This is a genomic window from Lachnoclostridium sp. (genome assembly GCF_031997925.1).
In the GTDB taxonomy this organism is placed as follows: Bacteria; Bacillota; Clostridia; order Lachnospirales; family Lachnospiraceae; genus Lachnoclostridium.
The window spans coordinates 35,200-55,010 of the sequence record NZ_DAMADT010000019.1 but is presented as its reverse complement, the minus strand read 5'-3'; the positions used below and the strand labels follow the sequence as shown (position 1 = coordinate 55,010).

The 19,811-nt window shown below is 36.1% G+C and carries 18 protein-coding genes and 1 tRNA gene; 14 read left to right on the top strand and 5 right to left on the bottom strand.

Features of this window, described 5'->3' with window-relative positions:
• The 7 genes from RTP52_RS12840 to RTP52_RS12810 all read left to right on the top strand — a co-directional run.
• Positions 1–592 (top strand): DNA topoisomerase (locus RTP52_RS12840; protein WP_312371796.1); only part of this gene is annotated, 592 nt, incomplete at its 5' end.
• 21 nt (positions 593–613) lie between these two features.
• The gene (locus tag RTP52_RS12835) at positions 614–1,288 is read left to right on the top strand and encodes a UDP-N-acetylglucosamine pyrophosphorylase (protein WP_312100253.1); all 675 of its coding nucleotides are present in this window, start codon (positions 614–616) and stop codon (positions 1,286–1,288) included.
• A 139-nt stretch (positions 1,289–1,427) separates the two neighbouring features.
• Positions 1,428–1,685 carry a hypothetical protein gene (locus RTP52_RS12830; RefSeq protein ID WP_312371794.1) on the top strand — a complete coding sequence of 86 codons (258 nt, stop codon included), beginning with the start codon at positions 1,428–1,430 and terminating at the stop codon, positions 1,683–1,685.
• Positions 1,686–1,956: 271 nt separating this feature from the next.
• A complete protein-coding gene (locus RTP52_RS12825) occupies positions 1,957–3,126 on the top strand; it encodes a BMP family lipoprotein (protein WP_312371793.1) in 1,170 nt (389 codons plus the stop codon).
• A gap of 199 nt (positions 3,127–3,325) precedes the next feature.
• Positions 3,326–4,888, top strand: coding sequence for an ABC transporter ATP-binding protein (locus RTP52_RS12820; protein ID WP_312371792.1), 1,563 nt, complete (start codon positions 3,326–3,328; stop codon positions 4,886–4,888).
• Positions 4,881–6,287: an ABC transporter permease subunit gene (locus tag RTP52_RS12815; RefSeq protein ID WP_331661496.1), complete on the top strand. Its 1,407-nt coding sequence runs from the start codon at positions 4,881–4,883 to the stop codon at positions 6,285–6,287. Before RTP52_RS12820 ends, RTP52_RS12815 begins: the two co-directional genes overlap by 8 nt.
• Positions 6,288–6,289: 2 nt before the next feature.
• Positions 6,290–7,255: an ABC transporter permease gene (locus RTP52_RS12810; protein WP_312100243.1), complete on the top strand. Its 966-nt coding sequence runs from the start codon at positions 6,290–6,292 to the stop codon at positions 7,253–7,255.
• 102 nt (positions 7,256–7,357) lie between these two features.
• Here RTP52_RS12810 and RTP52_RS12805 read toward each other — a convergent pair whose 3' ends face one another.
• Positions 7,358–7,588 carry a hypothetical protein gene (locus RTP52_RS12805; protein ID WP_312371791.1) on the bottom strand — a complete coding sequence of 77 codons (231 nt, stop codon included), beginning with the start codon at positions 7,586–7,588 and terminating at the stop codon, positions 7,358–7,360.
• Positions 7,589–7,657: 69 nt separating this feature from the next.
• A complete protein-coding gene (locus tag RTP52_RS12800) occupies positions 7,658–8,809 on the bottom strand; it encodes an Ig-like domain-containing protein (RefSeq protein ID WP_312371790.1) in 1,152 nt (383 codons plus the stop codon).
• A 153-nt stretch (positions 8,810–8,962) separates the two neighbouring features.
• Here RTP52_RS12800 and RTP52_RS12795 point away from each other — a divergent pair, with 153 nt between their 5' ends.
• Positions 8,963–9,613 carry an HAD-IA family hydrolase gene (locus RTP52_RS12795; protein ID WP_312371789.1) on the top strand — a complete coding sequence of 217 codons (651 nt, stop codon included), beginning with the start codon at positions 8,963–8,965 and terminating at the stop codon, positions 9,611–9,613.
• A 103-nt stretch (positions 9,614–9,716) separates the two neighbouring features.
• Here RTP52_RS12795 and RTP52_RS12790 read toward each other — a convergent pair whose 3' ends face one another.
• The 3 genes from RTP52_RS12790 to RTP52_RS12780 form a co-directional block, all read right to left on the bottom strand.
• Entirely contained in the window at positions 9,717–9,962 is a 246-nt protein-coding gene (locus RTP52_RS12790; protein ID WP_312371788.1) for a TIGR04076 family protein, read from the bottom strand.
• Positions 9,963–10,161: 199 nt separating this feature from the next.
• Entirely contained in the window at positions 10,162–11,172 is a 1,011-nt protein-coding gene (locus RTP52_RS12785; protein WP_312371787.1) for a GGGtGRT protein, read from the bottom strand.
• Positions 11,173–11,191: 19 nt separating this feature from the next.
• Positions 11,192–11,884 carry an iron-sulfur cluster assembly scaffold protein gene (locus RTP52_RS12780; protein WP_312102699.1) on the bottom strand — a complete coding sequence of 231 codons (693 nt, stop codon included), beginning with the start codon at positions 11,882–11,884 and terminating at the stop codon, positions 11,192–11,194.
• Between the two features lie 469 nt (positions 11,885–12,353).
• Here RTP52_RS12780 and RTP52_RS12775 point away from each other — a divergent pair, with 469 nt between their 5' ends.
• The 6 genes from RTP52_RS12775 (at position 12,354) to RTP52_RS12750 (ending at position 19,545) form a co-directional block, all read left to right on the top strand.
• Positions 12,354–13,493: a metallophosphoesterase gene (locus tag RTP52_RS12775; RefSeq protein ID WP_312371786.1), complete on the top strand. Its 1,140-nt coding sequence runs from the start codon at positions 12,354–12,356 to the stop codon at positions 13,491–13,493.
• A 98-nt stretch (positions 13,494–13,591) separates the two neighbouring features.
• The gene (locus RTP52_RS12770) at positions 13,592–16,105 is read left to right on the top strand and encodes a homocysteine S-methyltransferase family protein (protein ID WP_312371785.1); all 2,514 of its coding nucleotides are present in this window, start codon (positions 13,592–13,594) and stop codon (positions 16,103–16,105) included.
• Positions 16,106–16,116: 11 nt separating this feature from the next.
• The gene (locus RTP52_RS12765; RefSeq protein ID WP_312371784.1) at positions 16,117–17,631 is read left to right on the top strand and encodes an AI-2E family transporter; all 1,515 of its coding nucleotides are present in this window, start codon (positions 16,117–16,119) and stop codon (positions 17,629–17,631) included.
• Positions 17,632–18,528, top strand: a complete 897-nt coding sequence (locus RTP52_RS12760; RefSeq protein ID WP_312371783.1) for an AraC family transcriptional regulator — start codon at positions 17,632–17,634, stop codon at positions 18,526–18,528.
• A 26-nt stretch (positions 18,529–18,554) separates the two neighbouring features.
• Positions 18,555–19,334 carry a nitroreductase family protein gene (locus RTP52_RS12755; protein ID WP_312102683.1) on the top strand — a complete coding sequence of 260 codons (780 nt, stop codon included), beginning with the start codon at positions 18,555–18,557 and terminating at the stop codon, positions 19,332–19,334.
• Between the two features lie 139 nt (positions 19,335–19,473).
• A tRNA-Gly gene (locus RTP52_RS12750) sits at positions 19,474–19,545 on the top strand.
• Positions 19,546–19,811: the final 266 nt, after the last annotated feature.

Here is a 19,811-nt window from a genome sequence, read left to right as displayed (position 1 = left end):
GACAGAGACAGAAGGAAAAGAGAAAGGTTCTGATGAGGAAGCTGAGGAAGAGAAAGATTATGATGCCACGTTCTTTGAGGTTATGAAAAGTCTGAAAAAGGGAATGAAACTACCAGTTCGTAATTTTACAATTAAAGAAGGAGAAACAGCTCCACCAAAACGCTACAATTCTGGTTCTTTAATTCTTGCTATGGAAAATGCAGGACAGCTGATTGAAGACGATGAATTGCGTGCTCAGATAAAAGGAAGTGGTATCGGTACAAGTGCAACAAGAGCTGAAATATTAAACAAACTTGTAAAGATAAATTACCTCTCCTTAAATAAGAAAACCCAGATTATGACCCCTTCTTTAATGGGTGAATTAATTTATGATGTAGTGAATGCTTCTATTCGGTCCTTACTCAATGCAGAGCTTACTGCAAGCTGGGAAAAAGGGCTTACGATGGTAGCAGACGGAACTATTTCGGAAGATGAGTATATTGCAAAACTGGAGGGCTTTGTAGGCCGTATGACCGAAGGCGTGAAAGGAATCAATAATGCGAATCTATTAATACCATACTTTGAACAAGTCGCGCAAAATTATAAAAAGTAAGCTACAGAATGGAGGATTTATATGATTGAATTAGAGATAGAGAGTTTATTTGATTTATCACAAACTATAGCAACAAATTTATTCCAAGGTGTGATTTATCCATGGGAAGTACTACCAAGCATTGGATCTTTTATTATAAGGCTTGGGGAGACCTTGCCAGTAGAGGAATATGATAAGATTGGGGATAATATATGGATTGCAAAATCAGCTACAGTAGCACGTTCTGCTGATATTCATGGCCCTTGTATTATTGATAAGAACGCAGAAATCCGTCACTGTGCATATCTTCGCGGAAATATTATTGTTGGCGAAGGCGCGGTTGTAGGGAATTCTACAGAGCTTAAGAATGTTGTGTTATTTAATAAAGTTCAAGTACCGCACTATAACTATGTCGGAGATTCAGTTCTAGGTTACAAATCACATATGGGAGCTGGTGCCATCACTTCGAATGTTAAATCGGATAAGACATTAGTTACAGTACGATTTCAAAACGAAAAATATCCAACTGGTTTAAAGAAGATGGGTGCTATTCTAGGAGATATGGTGGAGATTGGATGCGGTAGTGTACTAAACCCAGGAACCGTGATTGGAAAAGAGACAAATGTATATCCACTATCCTCTGTCCGAGGATATATCCCAGACCATAGTATATATAAAAAGGCTGGAGAGATTGCTAAAAAGCAAGATGAAGTGTAAGAGAATTTTTAAGGCGCCAAAAGACACCGCCTAAGAAATTCTAAAACTTCACACTAGTTTCATATATTGTTTGTGCCTGCGTTGTCCTCGGCACAAATTCCGAATGCAAAAAAACAATGGAAGGAATGGAGGTTTAATCATGCAGGAATTTTATGATATGATTGAAGAGAAGATTAAAGCTTGTGGATATCCGGGCGAAATTGATGGATATGAGATATACAACGAGATTTGCGATGAAATCGAAGAAAAAGAACCAGGTACCTATATTTTTATGTCAAAGAAAACGGAGAACTGTTTTTTTGAGTATAAAGTGGATGTTATGGAAGAAGAGTTTAACTTATCTTATATCGATATCCATGTGAAAGATAAGGTATATCATGCTGATTTCGATGAATAGACAAATTGCTCAAATGAAGTAATTTTTCGTCTGATATTTTATTAGAAATGCACAAAAGAGATGTATGAGAAAGACACATTGCACGATTCCTATGGAAGTCATAACAGAAAGATAAAATTACAATGAATTATCAGATAAATTAGGAATTATTGCCCTATTATTTATACACTGTTAGGCTTCAAAATATGGTAGAATAGTTGAAATTTATATAAAAAGATGTATAATGAAGAAGACAGGATATACGTCAAATTATATTTGGGAGGAAAAATTTATGAGAAAATTTTTATCAACTGCTTTAGTATTTGTTATGACTTGTTCTTTATTAGCAGGTTGTGGCAAGAAAGACACTGAGACTGGTTCAGGATCAGAAAATAGTAGCAATGGATATGAAATTGCTCTGATTACAGACAAAGGTAACATTGATGATAAGTCCTTTAACCAAGGTTCTTGGGAAGGCGTAGAAGAATTTGCAAAGGAGAATAAGATTTCTCACAAATACTATAAACCAGAAGAGGCAACTGATGCAGGCTATTTAGCATCAATTGAGTTAGCTATAACTGGTGGTGCTAAGGTTGTTGTAACACCTGGTTTCTTATTTGAAGTAGCAGTATACGAAGCTCAGACAAAGTATCCTGATGTTAAGTTCATCTTACTTGATGGAGCTCCTCATGATGCAGATTATAAAAATTTTGTAACTGAATCAAACGTTGCCAGTGTATTATATGATGAAGAAGAATCTGGATATCTTGCAGGTTATGCAGCTGTAAAAGATGGCATGACAAAGCTTGGTTTCATGGGTGGTATGGCTGTACCAGCAGTTCGTGCTTACGGTTATGGTTACTTACAGGGTGCTGATAATGCTGCAAAAGAATTAGGTCTTGCAGATGGTGCTATTTCTGTTACATACCATTATACTGGTAACTTTGAAGAAAATGATACAAATAAAAATATGGCGAAGTCTATTTATCAAGAAGGCGCGCAAGTAATCTTTGCTTGTGGTGGTTCTGTAGGTAAGAGCGTTATGTCTGCTGCAACAGAAGCAAATGCTAAAGTTATCGGTGTAGACGTTGACCAAAGATATGATAGTGATACTGTTATGACTTCTGCAACGAAAGGTCTTGGTGCATCTGTAATCGCAGTTCTTGATTCGATTTATAAGTCAAATAGCTGGGATACTTATGGTGGAAAGACAACTTATTTTAGCGCTGCTAATGCTGGCGTTAGTCTTCCTACCGCTGTTATCGGAGATGATAAGGCAGATGCCTTTGATCGTTTCAGCACATTTAACAAAGCTGAGTATGAAGCAGTATTTAAAACTTTAGTAGATGGAACTGTTGATCCAATCCGTGATTTCACTGTAGAAGATGCAGGTGGTATTGCAAGTGCTAAGGAGCTTACAGACAATTTATCTCTTACTAAAGTTGTAGTAACTACTAGATAATAACAAGGAACTATTTTATCGAGGAACATAGAAGAAAACTTAAAATCATGTACCTCACAAGGAATAAAACAAACCAATGGGGGAAGGGCGAGTGCCGTTCCCCCTTATTCGCGACAATTAAAGTTCGCGAATACTTTTAATCGTACAAGGATAGAGAGCTAAGTTGCTCCGACAATAAACAATAGGAAAGAGGGTTATTGTGGAAGACTATATTATTGAGATGCTCCATATCACAAAGGAGTTCCCTGGAATTATAGCAAATGATGATATCACACTCCGCCTAAGAAAGGGAGAAATTCACGCACTGTTAGGAGAAAATGGTGCGGGAAAATCTACTCTTATGAGTGTGCTATTTGGTTTATATCAACCTGAAAAAGGTGAGATAAGAAAGAAAGGTCAATCAATCAAGATTAATAACCCGAATGACGCCAATGCATTTGGTATTGGTATGGTTCACCAGCATTTTAAACTGGTAGAAATTTTTACTGTTCTAGAAAATATAATTTTAGGTGTAGAGCCTAATACCTTAGGTTTCCTCGAGAAAAAGGAAGCAAGAAAAAAAGTGTTAAACCTGTGCAACCAATACGGGCTTAGAGTAGACCCAGATGCATTGGTAGAAAGTATTTCAGTTGGAATGCAGCAACGTGTAGAGATTTTGAAGATGCTCTATCGTGAAAATGAGATTTTAATATTTGATGAGCCTACGGCGGTATTGACACCACAGGAAATCGACGAACTTATGGAAATAATGCGAGGCTTTGCAAAAGAGGGAAAATCCATCTTATTCATCACTCATAAGCTAAATGAGATTATGGCGGCGGCAGACCGTTGCACAGTTTTGCGTAAAGGTAAATATATAGGAACTGTAGATATTAAGGATACAACGAAAGAAGAATTATCAAGGATGATGGTTGGACGTGATATTAGCTTCTCTGTTGAGAAAGATGAGGCAACTCCTAGTGATGTTGTGTTATCTGTTAATAATGTTACGGTACCATCCAAAATTCATAAAAATAATGCAGTAAAGAATGTAACCTTTGATGTACGAGCTGGCGAAATTGTTTGCCTGGCTGGAATTGACGGAAATGGACAGACAGAGTTTGTTTCAGCGCTAACCGGATTAGAAAAAATGTCTGGTGGTAAAGTCACATTATGTGGGAAAGACATTACAAAGGCGAATATTAGAACACGGTCAAAAGCAGGAATGAGCCATATTCCAGAGGATCGCCATAAACATGGCTTAGTTCTTGAGTACACCTTGGAAGAAAATATGGTATTGCAACGTTATTGGGAACCTACTTTTCAAAAAAAGGGCTTTATAAGGAAGCATGCAATTCGCCAATATGCAGATAGGCTGATTAAACAATATGATGTAAGAAGTGGTCAAGGACCAATTACAATAGTACGTAGTATGTCAGGCGGTAATCAGCAAAAAGCGATAATCGCTCGTGAAATTGACAAACAACATGAACTTTTAGTTGCTGTTCAGCCAACCCGCGGACTTGATGTCGGTGCGATTGAGTATATACATAAGCAACTGGTGGCAAGAAGAGATGCGAATAAGGCGGTTTTATTGGTATCTTTAGAGCTTGAAGAAGTAATGAATGTCAGCGATCGTATCTTGGTTATGTATGAAGGTGAAATCGTTGGCGAACTTGATCCAAAGACTACAACAGTAGAGGAACTTGGTCTTTATATGTCTGGTGCCAAACGTATGAATGTGACACCAAAGAAGAAGGAGGAATCAAGCGCCAATGAATAAGATAAATATAATCAAAACTAAGAGCTTTTCTGCCTTCACTTCGGCGCTGCTTGCCATTGTATTAGGTTTAATATTCGGCTTTTTTATTATGCTGTTTGCTAGTCCATCCAATGCAGTCGATGGGTTTCATATGGTATTAACGGGTGGATTAAAGCGAGTTGGTGATGTATTTTATTTTGCAACACCTATTTTAATGACTGGTTTAGCGGTTGGATTTGCATTCAAGATGGGGCTATTTAATATCGGTGCATCTGGTCAATTTACGATGGGTATGTATTTTTCACTTTATGTTGGATTTATGTGGGACTTGCCCGCTAATATCCATTGGCTAGTATGTATACTAGCAGGTATGGTGGGAGGTATGTTATGGGGTATTATACCAGGATTATTTAAGGCATTCTTAAATGTAAATGAAGTAATAACCTCCATCATGTTTAATTACATTGGTATGTTCTTAGTTGATATGCTTATTATGGGAAAATCTGAAATGTATGTTTCTACTAAGGCAAGAACAGAGTACCTTCCAGCGTCTGCGCAGATTCCATCCTTAGGTGTTAAGGGAAGTAGTGTCAATGTGTCTATCTTTATAGCAATTGGGATAGCGATTCTATTGTATATTATATTAAATAAAACTACGTTTGGTTATGAGTTAAAAGCAACTGGATATAACAAGCATGCAAGTGATTATGCCGGAATGAATGGTAAGAAAAATATTGTACTTACAATGGTAATTGCTGGTGCACTAGCAGGACTTGGTGGAGCGTTTAGTATCTTGGCTCCTTCTACCATCCCAGGAAGTAGTATGACTTATGAACCAATCAATGTTATTGCAGCGACTGGATTTAATGGTATTGCTGTTGCTTTACTTGGTAATTCAAGTCCTATTGGTATTATTTTTTCTGCCATCTTTATTTCTCATATACAGCGTGGTGGTACGTTAACCGCACTTTATGGATATAAGCCAGAGATTATTGATATTGTAATTTCAGTTATTATCTATTTCTCTGCTTTTTCTATGCTAATGAATCAAATGGTAGTCACATTTTTTAAGCGTAAGAAAGAAAAGAAAAACCAAAAGCCTGTAGGGAAGACTGTAGAAAATACAGAGAATTCAGAGAATAAAGAAGACACTGTAAATTCAAGTAATACAGAAAATACAGAGAAATTAGAGAATAAAGAAGACACTGTGAATTCAAATGATATAGTAAACACAGAGAATTCAAAGGATATAGTAAACACAGAGAATTCAAATGATATAGTAAACACAGAGAATTCAAAGGATACAGAGGATACAGATAGTACAGAAAACATTAATGATACAAAGGGTTCAGACTTAAAGGATGTTCTATCAGAAAATGTAAATCTGGAAGATACAACCTCAGAAAAGGAGGTTAAGTAAAGATGGATGTTATGTTTTATTTAATTCAAAATACACTTCCAGTTGCGATACCTCTTTTGTTGGTTGCTCTCGGAGGTATGTTTAGTGAGCGAAGTGGTGTAATCAATATTGCGCTAGAAGGTATTATGTTATTTGGTGCATTTTTTGGATGTCTCTTTGTGTATTTCGTTCAAGGAACAGGATTAAATCCACAGGTAATCTTATTACTAGCAATGCTTATAGCTGCTTTAGCAGGAGTAATCTTTTCCTTATTACTATCTTTTGCAGCTGTTAGTATGAAAGCAGATCAAACCATCACAGGTACAGCTCTTAACATGCTTGTACCAGCAATGGTATTATTGTTCTCTAAGATGAACTTTAACAGTGATGGTATTACAACCAATGTAAAATTCTATATTCAAAAAGTACCTGTACTTGGGGATATTCCAATTATCGGAAGACTGTTTTTTCAGAAAACATATCTAACAGTATACATCGGGATTGCTTTCTTGATTATATCAACAATTATATTTTATAAGACGAGATTTGGGTTACGTTTACGCGCTTGCGGCGAACATCCACAGGCGGCAGATTCTGTAGGTATTAATGTATATCGTATGAGATATGCGGGCGTTACATTATCAGGATTTCTAGGTGGAATTGGTGGTTATTTCTATTCTGTTGGTGTAATGTCAGGAAATTGTAACGGACATACCGGAGCAGCTGGTTTTGGTTTCTTAGCACTTGCTGTTATGATTTTTGGACAGTGGAAACCAATGAAAATATTTTTTGCAGCATTGTTCTTTGCATTTTTACGTACAGTTGCATATTCCGTGTCATTGATTCCATTCTTAAATAACTTAAATATTAATCCAACCTATTATAAGATGTTACCTTATATTGCAACCATGGTTGTCTTAGCATTTACTTCTAAGAAGTCAAGAGCACCAAAGGCAGAAGGTGTTCCGTATGACAAAGGAAAACGTTAATTATATGTAATAGTGAGTTTATGTACCAAAAGCATGTAAATGAAGTGCCTAAACAGAGTGAAGATACTTTGTTTAGGCACTTATTTGCATTTCTAGTTTCATTTATTCTTCAAATTCTACAGTTACATACCAACCTGCAGAACTACCACGCACGTCGGTTACATTACCAATTAGATTTTTTAAACGTTCTGAGAAGGTGTAATTTGCTGACATGGCGACCGCTGGGATGATGGTATAATAATAACTCATCGGAAGCTTACTTTCTAATACTTCGACTTGATCCCCTGGTTTTACTAAACCTTCTCGTTCCATTTTAAACTCCATTGTTCTCATATTCATCCCTCCTTTGTATCCTTTTATTATAGCACAAAAATTCAAAGTGTTAAATTGAAGGTTAAAAGTTTAGGGTATAGTAATCTCGATGATGCTTAAGATTAGGTCATGGTTCATTACGATTTTTACTAACTTTTTTTCTTTACATAAACGTTTTAGGTCATCCAATGTTCCTTTACGGTAATAGGCCTCTTGTGCTTTGGAATCCAATATTTCTATTTCTGTATCAGGAAAAAGCTCTCCATTTAATAAATTATGAATCATAGTTATGTTTTCGAATTTATCCAAATAGGCTTCATGGTATTGAATATTAGAATCGACAATTTGAAGATATGCTAAAGATTCATAATCTGGGATATAAGGAACCTTTAATTCACAGGAATAAGTTTTATCCTGGTAGGTGGCAGTAATCGTACAAGTACCAGGTAGCATTGCAGTAACTAAGCCCAGCTTATCTACAGTAGCTATCGAAGAATCGCTACTTTCCCATACAACGTTATCACTATCAGCGCCCAATAGTAGTAGATATTCGACATAGGAATCGTATCCATCCAGTGGGAGAATTAAGTCGGTATAATTTAGCCGTATTTCTGGAGAACAGTAATTCTTAATGTTTTGTTCTGTTACAGGCTGCAGATTTCTTGCGATATCTATTGGATGATTATCAATAAACTTAGGATTTAGTTTTAGAAAATCATCCTTTCCACAGGATTTTAATGTCGTATTAAGCAAGGTTAGATATTGGCATTGAGAAGACAAGTTTGCATTCCTTTGATGATCAATGTAAGATGTTTTTTCTAACAAAAACTTACTAATTAGTAAGTTTTGATGTTGATAAAGATATAATTCTTCGGAAATCCTATAATCACCGCCCAACAGAGATATTTCATTATTCTGATAGGTAAATAGATAATTAAGATAACTAAATTCTCCTTCTTTATTTATTACACTATAGCGAAGATATAATTCTGGGGTTACATCCTTGTCTAAATAGATAATATTAAACTGAACAGTTTCTAACTGGTATCCTTTCATATAGGGACTTTTCGTCTGGTAGTTGTATTCCTTGAGGAATTTTGCATATGCTAATATTGCATTGGAATATTGTGCGGAAATGGAATTGGATATTTTTGTTGCAGCTTCACTATAGCTTGTTGGCATGATAAATGATAGTATCAAAACCAGTAAGAATACACAGCGATATTTGATATAATGTTTCATCGTAAGTCCTCCTTATCTTAGATTAGTGAAAAAGTGCCATCTATATTAACTATATGTGCATGTCTAAGAATATATGACAACTATTGAAGAAAAATTAGCGAATTGGTATAATAGTTCCAAAAAATAGAGAACAAGAAAGTGTAGGAAGAACAAATGAATTACGACTATATATTATTTGATTTAGATGGAACATTAACAGATCCAAAGCTTGGTATTACAAAATCATTTGCATATGCTTTGAAGTATTTTGACATCCCTATTGAAAATTTGGATTCCTTATGCAAATATATTGGACCACCTATAATGGATAGCTTTATGGATTGCGGATTAAGTAAGGAAAAAGCATTAGAAGCCATAGAGAAATATAGAGAGTATTTTAAGGATCATGGTATTTATGAGAATGAAGTCTATGATGGGGTAGCGCAGTTATTAGCTACACTGAAAAGTAGAAATAAAAAGATAATGCTTGCAACTTCTAAACCAGAAGTATTTGCAAAGCAGATACTAGAGCATTTTGAATTATTAACATATTTTGATTTTGTAGGTGGCAGTGAACTAAATGGTAATCGTTCAGAAAAATCTGAAGTTATACAATATGTATTAGAGGAAGGAAAGGTAACTGATTTATCGAAAGCAGTCATGATTGGTGACCGCAAGTATGATATTTTAGGAGCAAAGGAAGTAGGAATTGACTCAATCGGTGTATTAAATGGTTACGGCGATCAGGAGGAGCTTATTGCAGCAGGAGCAGATGCTATCGTAACAAGCGTGTGTGAGTTAGTAGACAGGGAAGAGTTTCTTTAAGTTATAAGTATGTGATATGTAATGTACTGTCCAAAGAGAATTATTATTATTGTTGAAATAAATGCAACCCTAGCTCTTTTCATGCTATACTCTTGTCATCATATTATATAAGTTCACCGTGTAATATAACACGCCCTCCATCAGGGCATTTTATATCAAACTTCGTATCCTTACCACTTCCATAATCCAATACAGCTCCATTTTGAAGAGCGTATATCATGGGGTAGGCGCTGTTCCAGAGCTCATGGCATATTGGCGGACACAAATCTTCGATATCGTAACTCTCACCAATTTTGTGATATCCGCCTCGGCATTTACTCTCCAAAACTGTGATTCTAACTTTATGCATATCGGACCTCCTGACTTTATAGTACTTATTTTATTATATAAGTAGTTGTCCCAACTATCAATATATAATTTAATGTCTTTATTTTGAATAATAACGAAATAAAATTGCCCACCAATACTTTTTGGTGGGCAATTTTGGACAATATCATATTTTTAACCTAAATTGTTGTTAATATAAAACTATAGAAAATTCTGAAATACTAGAATTTCTTAGCGTCAGCGCTTTCCTGGATTGCAACAGCTACAGCCACAGTAGCACCAACCATTGGGTTGTTACCCATACCGATAAGACCCATCATCTCTACGTGAGCAGGTACGGAAGAAGAACCAGCGAACTGTGCATCACTATGCATTCTACCCATAGTATCTGTCATACCATAAGAAGCTGGACCAGCAGCCATGTTATCTGGGTGAAGTGTTCTACCAGTACCACCACCAGAAGCTACAGAGAAGTACTTCTTGCCTTGCTCAAGACATTCTTTCTTGTAAGTACCAGCAACTGGATGTTGGAAACGAGTAGGGTTTGTTGAGTTACCAGTGATGGAAACATCAACGCCTTCTCTATGCATGATTGCAACACCTTCGGTAACGTCGTTAGCACCGTAGCAGTTAACAGATGCACGAGGTCCCTTGGAGTAGGATTTACGGAATACTTCCTTTACTTCTCCAGTGTAGTAATCCATCTGAGTATCAACGAATGTAAATCCGTTGATACGGGAAATAATCTGAGCAGCGTCTTTTCCAAGACCATTTAAGATTACACGAAGAGGATTCTTACGTACTTTGTTAGCGCTCATAGCAATACCAATAGCACCTTCCGCAGCTGCGAAAGACTCGTGTCCTGCTAAGAAAGCGAAACATTCTGTAGATTCTTCAAGTAACATCTTACCAAGGTTACCATGTCCAAAACCAACCTTACGCTGATCAGCAACAGAACCTGGGATACAGAAAGCCTGAAGACCTTCACCGATTGCAGCAGCAGCGTCAGCAGCTTTTCTACAATCTTTCTTAATTGCGATTGCAGCACCTACGATGTAAGCCCAGCAAGCATTTTCAAAACAAATTGTTTGGATACCTTTTACTTGATTGTAAACATCAAGGCCGGCATCTTTTGTAATCTTTTCCGCTTCTTCGATGGAAGCAATTCCATAGCTGTTAAGCACTGCGTTAATTTTATCTATTCTTCTTTCATATGATTCAAATAAAGCCATCGCTATGTATCCTCCTTTTCTATTCTTCTCTTGGGTCGATAATCTTTACTGCATCTGCAACACGGCCGTACTGACCTTTTGATTTTTCATATGCTGTGTTAGGATCATCACCCTTCTTAATGAAGTCTGTCATCTTGCCAAGACTTACGAACTGGTAACCAATAATCTGGTTCTCTTCATCTAAAGCAATACCAGTTACATAACCTTCTGCCATCTCAAGGTAACGAGGACCTTTCTTTAAAGTACCATACATAGTACCAACCTGGCTTCTTAAACCTTTTCCTAAATCTTCAAGACCAGCACCGATTGGAAGGCCGTCTTCAGAGAAAGCACTCTGAGTTCTACCGTAAGCAATCTGAAGGAATAATTCTCTCATAGCAGTATTGATAGCATCACAAACTAAGTCTGTGTTTAAAGCTTCTAATACAGTAAGTCCTGGAAGAATCTCAGTTGCCATAGCAGCGGAATGAGTCATACCGGAACATCCAATGGTCTCTACCAATGCTTCCTGAATAATACCTTCTTTTACGTTAAGGGTTAATTTACAAGCACCTTGCTGTGGTGCACACCAGCCTACACCGTGTGTTAAACCGGAGATATCGCTAACTTGTTTGCTCTGTACCCATTTTGCTTCTTCAGGGATTGGTGCAGCACCATGGTGAACACCCTGTGCTACAGGACACATTTTTTCTACTTCATGTGAATAAATCATGTTGAGACTCCTTTCAATCATATCATTATATTCATGACAAAAAAGTGATTGGTTCACTTTTTTGTAGACAACATATTGCTGATTTTATTCTATTTTATCTTTCAATCATAAGGCTAAGAGAAAATAATTAAAAATAGAACAAAATCCACTGTGTCTTTCAAGGAAAGCCATAAGATTAAGTTCCTATTATGTGGCATTGATATATGGTAATACCTGTTATTAATTTAACAAAAGATATCAATCTATCAAGGGCCGTTTTTGCTTTCTCCATATTCTCTCATAAAACGTCTAAATAGTCTATACTTTTTTCTAAAAAGTTTTTAAAGTTTTATTGAATTCTTCTTTTCATTTTGCACAAATATTGCTATGATTAAGATTAAGGAAAATATCAGATGCTGCTGTTTAACAGAATAAGTTTGATGGATAAAATTAAAATAGAAAAAACACACAGATAGCGAGGTGTTGCAAGATGGCGGTAAAAGTTGAACGGCCTAATGAAAAGTTGGGCCAACGTGTAATTGTTATCAGCGATATCCATGCGGATTTAAAAGCTTTTTTAATGTTATTAAAAAAGATAAACTTTTCTGAACAGGATATCCTTATTTTACTTGGTGATATGGTAGAAAAAGGTGAAAGTAGTTTAGCTTTGCTTCATTATGTGATGGAACTTAAGAAAACACATACCGTGTATGCTGTCTGTGGTAACTGCGATGCAATTGCCATGGAAGTACTTAAGGATACCAAAAATGAAGAATTATTAAAATATATTTTATTACGAAAGCAAACCTTAATCGGTGAAATGTGCCGAGAGTCAGGAATTGAGTTAAACCGTGGCACCGACATGGCAAAGGCAAAAAAAGTACTACGAGAGGTATATCAAGAGGAAATAAACTTTATCTTTGAATTACCTCACATAATAGAAATAGGCCAGTATGTATTTGCACATGCAGCGGTATATCCAAATAGAATGGAAGAGATGAAACCTTCTCAAGCAATGAAAGCTGACGATTTTATGAATCAAGGCTATTGTTTTGAAAAATATCATGTGGTTGGTCATTGGCCGACATCTCTTTATTGCAAAGAGATTCCAAATTGTAATCCAAGAATTGATAAAGAAAATAAGATTATTAGTATTGACGGTGGAAATGTTTTAAAGCGAGATGGACAATTAAATGCATTGATTATACCAGATTTAACGAAGGAAGAGGTAAATTTTACATACGTAGATCAGCTAAGAAAAGCAAAAGTATTAAATACACAAGAAGCGGGCGAAAAATCCTTTTGTATTCCTTGGACGGATAGCCTTGTGGAGCTGTTACGTACTGAGAAGGACTTTACGTATTGTGAACACATATCCTCTGGTAATAAAATGTGGATACCAAATTCTTATCTATGTGAGGAACGGGATGGATGGCACACGGAAGACATATCGAATTATCAGATTCCTCTTACCTATGGAGATATAGTTTCTGTTACAGAGGAAACTAGCCGTGGTTATCTGGTTAAGAAAAATGGCATTATTGGTTGGTACTATGGTATGCTTGAGTTTTTATCTGAGGGAGATGTTTCAAATTATTCTACCTATGGCATGATAACTAGAGAAGGGTAATGAATAGTACATACCGATACAATAATGTAACAATAAAAAGGTGGAGTAATAGGATAAGGAATTGATCGGTTACACTGTGTATAGAAAGGTTGAGACACATGACTAAAAATGAATTTAAAGCGATGATGGAACAGAAAATCGTAATCCTTGATGGGGCAACGGGAAGTAATTTGCAAAACTATGGCATGCCTTCCGGTATATGTCCTGAAACATGGATTTTAGATAATAAAGAGGTCTTAATAACCTTACAGAAAGAGTATCTAATTGCTGGTACGGATATTCTGTATGCACCTACATTTACGAGTAACCGAATCAAACTTGCTGAATATGGTTTAAAATATAGAATAAAAGAAATCAATCATTCTTTGGTGGAATTATCAAAAGAGGCAATTCATCGTTATCGCGAGGAGACAGGAGAGACCCGTCCTGTTATGATAGCAGGTGACTTAACAATGACTGGAGAGCAGTTATTACCATTTGGAAAGATGGATTTTGACGAACTAATCACGATCTATAAGGAGCAGATAGGGCATCTTGTTGCAGCAGGAGTTGATTTACTCGTGGTAGAAACGATGCTAAGTTTGCAAGAGTGCCGCGCTGCTGTGATTGCAGCAAAGGAAACTTGCGAGTTGCCAATCATGGTAACGTTGACCTTTGGTGAGGATAATCGTACTCTTTTTGGAACAGACCCTAAGACAGCTTTGATAGTTCTTCAAAGCTTAGGAGCAGATGCAGTTGGAGTTAATTGTTCAAGTGGACCAGAGAAAATGAGTGAAGTGATAAAACAGATGCTTCCAGTTGCCAATGTTCCTCTTATCGCAAAGCCAAACGCCGGACTTCCAAAACTTGTGCAAGATAAAACAGTATTTACCATGGATGCCGAGGAATTTGCAACAAGTTGTAAGATTTTTTTAGAACTTGGGGTATCTATTCTTGGAGGTTGTTGTGGTACGACACCAAAGCATATCAATTTGTTAAATGAATTAGCAAAGACATATCAAGCACCTGTGATTCATAAAAAACCTCTTCGAGTATTAACGACGGAGCGAAGGTCAATGGAACTATCTTTGGAGGATCGATTTTTCGTTGTAGGAGAACGAATAAATCCTACAGGGAAGAAAGCGCTTCAAGCACAACTTCGAGAAGGAGTTTTAGACTTAGTTAGTGAAATGGCAATGGAGCAAGAAGAACTTGGTGCAGATATTTTAGATATTAATATGGGTATGAATGGTATTGACGAAAAAGTGATGATGCTTAAGGTAATGGAGGAAGTTCTCCAAGTAACAAACCTACCACTAAGTATTGATTCCAGCCATGTTTCTGTCATTGAGGCAGCTCTTAGAAGATATCCGGGGCGTGCGCTTATCAATTCTATCTCTTTAGAAAAAGAGAAGTTTGAAAAATTACTTCCTATCGCAAAAAAATATGGTGCGATGTTTATTCTATTACCATTATCCGATGCAGGATTACCGAAAGACCTAACAGAAAAGAAACAAATCATTCATACGATCGTCACTGCTGCAATAGGAATTGGACTGACAGATGAGGATATTGTGGTGGATGGATTAGTCAATACAATTGGTGCGAATAAAGAAGCAGCGATTCAAACAATAGAGACAATTAGGTATTGTAAGGAAGAACTCTCTCTTGCTACGATTGTTGGACTTTCTAATATTTCGTTTGGTCTACCAGAACGTCAATTTGTAAATGCAACGTTCTTGTCTTTTGCAATACAGGCAGGCTTAACAATGGCAATTGCAAATCCAAGCCAAGACCTACTTATGAACACTGCGTATGCAGCAGATTTACTAAGAAACAAAGAAGGAGCTGATTTACGCTATATAAATCGAGTGACAGCACATCCTATGGCAATTGCAGAAGGAACACCAAAAAAAGCAGTTGAGAAAGGCGAAGATAAGGCGGATAAAATAAAAAGTGTGAGTGAAACTACGAGTGAGAAGTTGAATGAAAATTCCACAGTAAGCTTAAGCTCACCAATTTATGAGGCAGTAATAAAAGGAAATAAGAGAAAAATTTTATCACTTGTTATAGAGGAGGTTAACAATAAAACCTCAGCTGCCGAAATACTAGATACAATACTAATTCCTGCCATTAATCAAGTGGGACAGTTTTTTGATAGTGGAAAGTACTATTTACCACAATTGATTGCTTCAGCGGAAACCATGAAGACTGCAATCGATTATTTGGAACCTATGCTAAAAAAGGATTCTACAGAGGAAAAAGTGGGTACTATCATAATAGCAACGGTTGCGGGCGACATTCATGACATTGGAAAAAATCTTGTAGCGTTAATGCTTAAGAATTATGGATTTACTGTTATTGATTTGGGAAAGGATGTTCCATCAGAAAAAATTATAGAAACTGCGAAGCAAATGGATGCAGATATTATAGCTCTTTCTGCACTTATGACTACTACAATGCTTGAAATGAAAAGGGTTGTAAGGTTAAGAAACGAAGCATCTTTAAGGGTCAAGGTAATCATAGGTGGAGCTGTAATTACTCAGGATTATTGTGATGAAATTGGTGCAGATGGTTATTCCAAAGATGCACAAGAAGCAGTCAATTTAGTGAAAAAAATACTAAAAATCTAACGGGAGGGTACATGGAGTTTAATAGTAATAATGTGAAGAAAATAATATTTATAATTACCTTTACCGTTTTTTTATATGTTGGAATACAGCATTTTGATGTGATATTGATGACATTTAAATATATTATCGGTATTTTAACCCCTTTCATCTTAGGCGGATGTATCGCATTTATCTTAAATGTACCGTTGTGTTTATTTGAAGATAAATTATTTCGAAGAGGGAAGACACAAAATCGTTTTGTTAATAAAATAAGACGTCCGGTAAGTATCTTACTAAGCATTATACTAGTGGCTAGCATTATATTTACAGTGACATTTTTAATTATTCCAGAGTTAATAAAAACGGTTAGTGATCTAGCTGGAACGATCAATGCATTTGTTCTAGAAGCACAGAAATGGGTGGAAGTTAAAGCAGCAGAATTATTAATTCAGTATCCGGACGTTGGAAGTGTTATTAAGGATATCCCGAAAGATTGGGCTAATGTAAGTACTGGTTTAGTCAGTGTAGTGAAAGGTCTTTTTTATGGAGTTTTGGGTTCTGCTTTTAGTATTATTTCGAATATCATAAGTGGTTTAACTACTTTCCTAATTGGCTTTGTATTTGCAATGTACATTCTGGCTAACAAAGAAAAACTTTCAGAACAAGGAAAGAAACTTTGCTACAGTTTCATTCCACAGAAAAGGGCAGATAGAATTATTATGGTATTACAATTAATACATCGCACCTTTTCGAATTTTTTATCCGGTCAGTGCATTGAAGCTGTTATATTAGGTTCCATGTTTTATATAACTTTGAGCATTTTACGTTTTCCATATGCTCTTTTGATTGGTGTATTAATTGCATTTACTGCATTGATTCCTATTGTTGGTGCGTTTATTGGATCTTTTATTGGAACATTTTTAATCTTTATGGTTGATCCAGTTCAGGCATTATGGTTTATTGTAATCTTTAATGTATTACAGCAGATTGAGGGTAACTTTATCTATCCTCACGTCGTAGGAGGATCGGTTGGGCTTCCATCGATCTGGGTATTGTTTGCAGTAACAATTGGTGGTAGTCTAATGGGTGTTATAGGTATGTTAATCTTTATTCCACTAACATCAGTTTTATATACTTTATTGCGTGAAAATGTGAAGATAAGATTGAACCAAAGACAAATACCAGAGGAGAAATATATATACTCAGCGAATAATTCTCAGATTCCCCAAATTGAAACGTTAGAACAGGAAGTGGAGACAGGGACTGCCAGAGGATATCGTAAAGCAGAGGGGATACTGTCAGCTGGTAGCAATAGTAATAAAGCAGAAAAAGAAAGTTTAAATAAGTTTATAAAAGATGGATCAAAAGATGATGAAGTAAGTACCAAAGAAGTAAGAATAGATGAAGCAAGAAAAAATGTAGTAAGAAAAGATAAAGTAAGAAAAGATAAAGTAAGAAAAGTTGAGTTACCCGACCAAAAGGAAACTCACACCAAAGAGAAAAAAAATTACGGACAATTAGAAAGAATTTCAAAGGATGAAAAGTAATTGGTAAGGGGTGTTAATGTGGGCAATGGTGATTATGATTTAACTTACAGTGATTTTAATCCAACGGTGTTTTTTGCTAGCAAGATGCGTGTGACCAAGCGAATAGCATATCATGCGCATCAAGATTTTACAGAATTAACATATATTTTGTCCGGTACGAGTAAATATCGTATCGATGACATATATTATGATGTGAAAGCTGGTGACATGATTGTTTGCAATCCCGGTGTATTTCATCAAAACATGCTGCTAGATGGTGAAGAACCGTTGGTGGAATTTTGTACCGGCTTTACGGATTATCAATTTAAAAATATGCCGGAAAATACAATTCAATTAAGCAACCAGGGCCATATCGTTCATTTAAGTTCAGAGGCAAAGCGAGAGATATCCAGACTTTGTTATGATATGCTGGCGGAGAACGAAGCTGGTCAGGTTGGAAAGTACTTTATGTTAAAAGCACAACTTATTCAGATGCTAATGCTACTGATGCGAGAAGTGATTGAAGCACCAAAGGTGATCCAGAAGGGCTGTAATTTTGAGACTTATAGCAAAAGCTATGCTGTCAAGCGAATTATTAATTACCTGATGGAGAATTACGCACATAAAATATCCCTTGATCAGATTGCGCATAACATGTACTTAAGTCCTGTTTATATCTCAAAGATATTTAAAGAAGAGACTGGAGAATCACCAATCAACTATTTAATCAAGATAAGATTAGAAAAAGCAAAAGAAATCTTGTCAGAACGAGAAGGCGGAAGTATTAAAAACATTGCAAATGAAATAGGTTATGATGATGTATATCATTTTAGTAAGTTATTTAAAAAGTATTTCGGTATTTCACCGCAGAATTATCGAAAGTCCCTAATCGCACAGCGAACGACGGAATCACAATAGCATATCGGAAAGGCAGAGGTAGTACCATGAATCTGTATGAAGCAATGTTTGTCAGAAAATCAATGAGAAATTATAATATGGAGGCGTTAGAGGAGAAACTGCTTGAGAATATAACTTCCTATATAGAGCAGTTAAAGCCATATAAGAGTAGCATTGAATATGAGATGATAATTGTTGACAATACGAAAGAAGATGAAAAATTTAAGGGTTTATTTCAGGTAAAAGCCCCTTATTACCTGCTGATCTCCTCAGAATTAAAGCAGGATTATCTAATCAATGCGGGTTTTCTCATGCAGCAGATGATACTTTATCTGACAGCAAGAGGGATTGCAACCTGTTATCAGGGAGGAATTAAACCAAATTCAGAGCTAAAGTCTAAGCTAAAATATGATTATGTTATAGCAATTGCATTTGGCAGGAGTGAAAAATCGATTTACCGTTCACCAGAGAAGGCAAAACGTCTGTCGGAAGACAGCTTAATTGTATATAAGGAAGAGGTCAGCGAGAATATGAAGGTCATTATGCAAGCTGCCATTCTTTCACCGTCCTCAATGAATAACCAACCTTGGCGCTTTGTAGTATATCATAACCGTATTCATGTATTTTGTAAAAAAGCTAGATTTTTGAAATTCGTAATAAGCGATATGAAGCTAATTGATATGGGAATAGTCTTAGCAAATATATCTCAGGCAACGGATGAATTATGGTTGGATGTAATATCAACGAAGTCTGAAGTTTTCTCAAATAAAGACTTAAAGAATACGGAATACATTACGACTGTTATGCTTAAGGAAAAGGTATTTTAAAAAGTTACAAATTGTGCGAAAAAAGCTTAAAAAAATAAAATAAAAATTTTCCGAATTGTGTTGACAAAAAGAACAATATGGGTTATTATATATCTTGTCTTCACGAGATTGTAAAACGAGAAGATAAGATATATAAAATGCACGAGTGGCTCAGTGGTGGAGTATCGCCTTGCCAAGGCGAGGGTCGCGGGTTCGAATCCCGTCTCGTGCTTAATGAAAATGGCAGGAAAGCTAGTAAAATCAAGCTTTCCTGTTTTTTTGTGTCTAAAAGTCATGAGTACAGGATGTGTGTAACATCCTTTTACATACTCATCAGCATATAATGCTTAATTCATGTAGGTACGGTTCTGCTCGTCATTCTGGCCTGTGTAAACAGGTATTCGCTCGGCAATCTCCATCTTATGAATATAGACTTTGTTATCCAACATATCTTCCTTCTTAAGGACTACTAGTTCACCGACCCTTGTTCCAATTTGA